4 protein-coding genes are annotated in these 3306 nt (G+C 73.4%); 3 read left to right on the forward strand and 1 reads right to left on the reverse strand.

From position 1 onward, the window contains the following. On the forward strand, positions 1 to 1107 hold a 1107-nt coding region (locus AWZ10_RS04320), incomplete at its 5' end, for a multinuclear nonheme iron-dependent oxidase (RefSeq protein WP_060890479.1). 250 nt (positions 1108 to 1357) lie between these two features. Continuing rightward, the gene (locus tag AWZ10_RS04325) at positions 1358 to 2158 is read left to right on the forward strand and encodes a DUF4142 domain-containing protein (protein WP_060890480.1); all 801 of its coding nucleotides are present in this window, start codon (positions 1358 to 1360) and stop codon (positions 2156 to 2158) included. Positions 2159 to 2249: 91 nt separating this feature from the next. Here AWZ10_RS04325 and AWZ10_RS04330 read toward each other — a convergent pair whose 3' ends face one another. Beyond that, positions 2250 to 2444, reverse strand: a complete 195-nt coding sequence (locus tag AWZ10_RS04330) for a hypothetical protein (RefSeq protein WP_046710187.1) — start codon at positions 2442 to 2444, stop codon at positions 2250 to 2252. Positions 2445 to 2604: 160 nt separating this feature from the next. On the opposite strand from AWZ10_RS04330, the gene AWZ10_RS04335 reads away from it, so the two are divergent. Next, positions 2605 to 3306, forward strand: a 702-nt coding sequence (locus AWZ10_RS04335; RefSeq protein WP_060890481.1) for a TIGR04222 domain-containing membrane protein, incomplete at its 3' end; no start/stop codon positions are given.

A 3306-nucleotide genomic window follows, 5' to 3' on the forward strand; every position in this document is an offset into this window, starting at 1 on the left:
GACCGCCCCGACGAGCAGCGCCTGCGCTCCCTCGCCGAGCGCGCTCAGGCACTGGGCGCCCCCCTCGTCACGGAGCACATCGCGTTCGTCCGGGCGGGGGGCGCCCTCACCGCGTCGCCGCAGCTGGAGGCCGGGCACCTGCTGCCGGTGCCGCGCACCCGGGACGCCCTGGACGTGCTGTGCGAGAACGTCCGCATCGCCCAGGACGCGCTGCCCGTGCCGCTCGCGCTGGAGAACATCGCCGCGCTCATCAACTGGCCGGGCGAGGACATGACCGAGGGGCAGTTCCTCTACGACCTCGTCGACCGCACCGGCGTCCGGCTCCTCATCGACGTGGCGAACCTGCACACCAACCACGTCAACCGGGGTGAGGACCCCGCGAAGGCACTCGACGAGCTGCCGGTCGAGGCCATCGCGTACGTCCATGTCGCGGGCGGTTTCGAGCGGGACGGCGTCTGGCACGACAGCCACGCCCATCCCGTCCCCCGGCAGGTCCTCGACGTCCTCGCCGACCTCGCCTCCCGTGTGACCCCGCCGGGCGTCCTCCTGGAGCGCGACGACAACTTCCCCGAGCCGGGCGAGCTGGAGCGGGAGCTGACGGCGATCCGGGGGGTGCTGGAGAAGGCCGAGGTGCGCAGCCCCGGGAAGAAGGTCTTCTCCGCCGGGCCGACGCCCGCCGGAGCCGCCGAGCCCGTCGCCCGGCAGCGGCTCGGGCTCGGGCAGGCCGCGCTGCTGTCCGCGCTGGTCGCGGGGACCCCGGTGCCCGAGGGGTTCGACCGGGTACGGCTGGGCGTCCAGGCGCGTGCCCTCGCGGCGAAGCGGGCGGACGTCGTGGCGAAGGTGGCGCCGGAGCTCCCGGAGATCCTCGGTTCGTCGTACCGGCCGGCCTTCGTCGCGTACGCGCAGGGCCACCCGATGACCGACGGCTACCGGCGTGACGCCCTCTCCTTCGCCGAGCACGTGCTCCTCACGGGCCGCCCCGACGACGGGGACGTCCTGCGCGAGCTGCGCCGGTGGTGGTTGGAGCGCTCGGGTCCCGCCCCGCTCTCCCGGCGCCCGACGGCCCGGCTGGCCCGCGCCACCCGCAGGGTGCTGCTACGCCGCTGAGCCGGGGTGTTCGCCCCCGGATGTGCTGCGATTAACAAACCCGTGCCCCACACACGGGTTTGCCGTCGTTACGGCACGTTTTGATGTGATTCACCCACCGCTCCGCGTACCCCATCCGACGCGCTTTGTCCCCTCCTCAACCGTTCCTCCGCATACGGCAGATGGCGTAGACCGGGCAGTAACATACCGGTCCGTAGGCCGATCAGCACCCGTTGCGCACTAGCGTGCGGTGCCGCGAGCAGGAGGCACCATGCGAACCACCAACGGCAGAGGGGGACCCTTCAGTGGCACAGGACTCATCGTCGCCGGGCTGACGGCGACGCTCATCGCGCTGGTCTTCCCGATCTGGTCGTACGCGGACCGCTCGGGCACCGGCGTCAGCGTGCTCAACGCGTCCACCGTGACGACGCAGTACGGTCCGCTGTCCGCCCTGGACCGGGAGTTCATCACCAAGGTCAGGCTGGCGGGGCTGTGGGAGCTGCCCGCCGGGCAGCAGGCCGAGACGAAGGGCACCACCGCGGCCGTACGGACCGCCGGAGCGCATCTCATCGAGGGGCACACCTACCTCGACGCCCGCGTCCGCAACGTCGCCTCGCGCCTCGCGCTGCCCCTGCCCAATCAGCCGAACGACCAGCAGAGGGCGTGGCTGGACACCCTGACCGCGGCGCAGGGCGAGAGTTACGACCGCGAGTTCGCCAACATCCTGCGCCTGGCGCACGGCAAGGTCTTCTCCGTCGTCGCCCAGGTCCGCGCCACCACCCGCAACTCGTTGGTCCGCGACCTCGCCGACGACGCCAACACCACCGTCCTCGACCACATCAAGGTCCTGGAGGCCACCGGGCTCGTCGACTACGACGCGATCGCCCGTGACACCGTCTCCGCGAGCGCCCCGCCGCTCACCAACTCCCCGGCCCCGCCCGGCCCGTTGTCCGACCCCGGCTCCCCGGTCCCGGTGACGCCGTCGCCCTCGCCGACCACCCCGCTCCCGGCGACGGCCGCACCGCGCTTCAGCCTGCCGCCCGCCGCCAACGGTCCGGCGGACGACGACTAGGGGACGACCGGGACTCGACCGGGAGACGGCCCGGGAGACTGCCGGGAGCCGCCCGGCCCGCCTCCCGGTGAGGCATCGGCCGGAACGCCGCTCAGTAGTGCCCCGCCACCACGACATACAGGTACGCGACGACCACGACCGCGCAGACGACGGCCGCGGCGATCAGCGCACACCCGAGCGCCCCTGCCGTGCCGCCGATCGCCGCCCAGCCGAACCGGGTCGCCCGATCGGCCCGCCGGACCGCGTCGTGGTACTCGGCGTCGTCGTCCCAGCCGCGATCCGACATGATCACCCCCCGGCCCGACCCTCCAACCCGGCCGTCCCCCGCTCGCGGGACCTGGCAATTGCGGGCCGCAACGGCGATCAAACGGAAGAGTCCGGGAACCTTCCCTCCGGATTACGGACATCGCACACCGCCGGCCCGGGCCGGCGCATAGAAACACGCCATGCTCTGGGTGCTCTTCCTCCTCCTGGCCTGGGCCGCCGCCGGCGTGTCCTGTGCCCGACTGTGCCTGACCTCGCTGCGTGCGGCGGCCGCCGCCACCGACGTCCGCACGGACCACGTCCACCACTGCCACCGGCTCACGCTGTACGAGGCGGCGTTCCTGTCCGGCGGCCCGGCGCGCGTCGCCGACCTCACCCTCGTCTCCATGGCCCGCCGACGCCGACTCCTCCTCGCCCACACCGGCTGGGCGACCGTCGTGGACCCGGACGGGCGGGACGAGATGGAGCGCTCCGTCATAGGCGCGATAGGCCCCGGCGGACAGTCCCGGATAGCGCCCGTACGGCGGTCCGTCGCGGCCGCGGAGTCCGTACGGCGCCTCTCCGACCGGCTCGTCGCGGCGGGGCTGGCCGTACCGGACGCCGCGCGAACACGTGTGGACGACGCGGTCACGCAGGTACGGGGCGCGGCGCTGGGCGTGTGCGGACTGGGGGCGCTGGCGTTGATGCTGCCCTCGCAGGGGTTCGCGGAGCAGCGCGTGCTGGTCGCGCTGTGGTTCGCGTTGCCGTTGGTGCTGACGTTGAGTTGTCTGGTCATCGCCCGGGTCGAGGGGCCGCCGGGTACGCGGTGGGCGTCGCCCGAAGGGGTGCGGGTGTTGAGGGGGGTGGCGGGGCGGGGCGGGGGGGACTTCGCGGACCTGGGCTCC

This window comes from Streptomyces europaeiscabiei (assembly GCF_001550375.1).
GTDB classification, from domain to species: Bacteria; Actinomycetota; Actinomycetes; order Streptomycetales; family Streptomycetaceae; genus Streptomyces; species Streptomyces europaeiscabiei.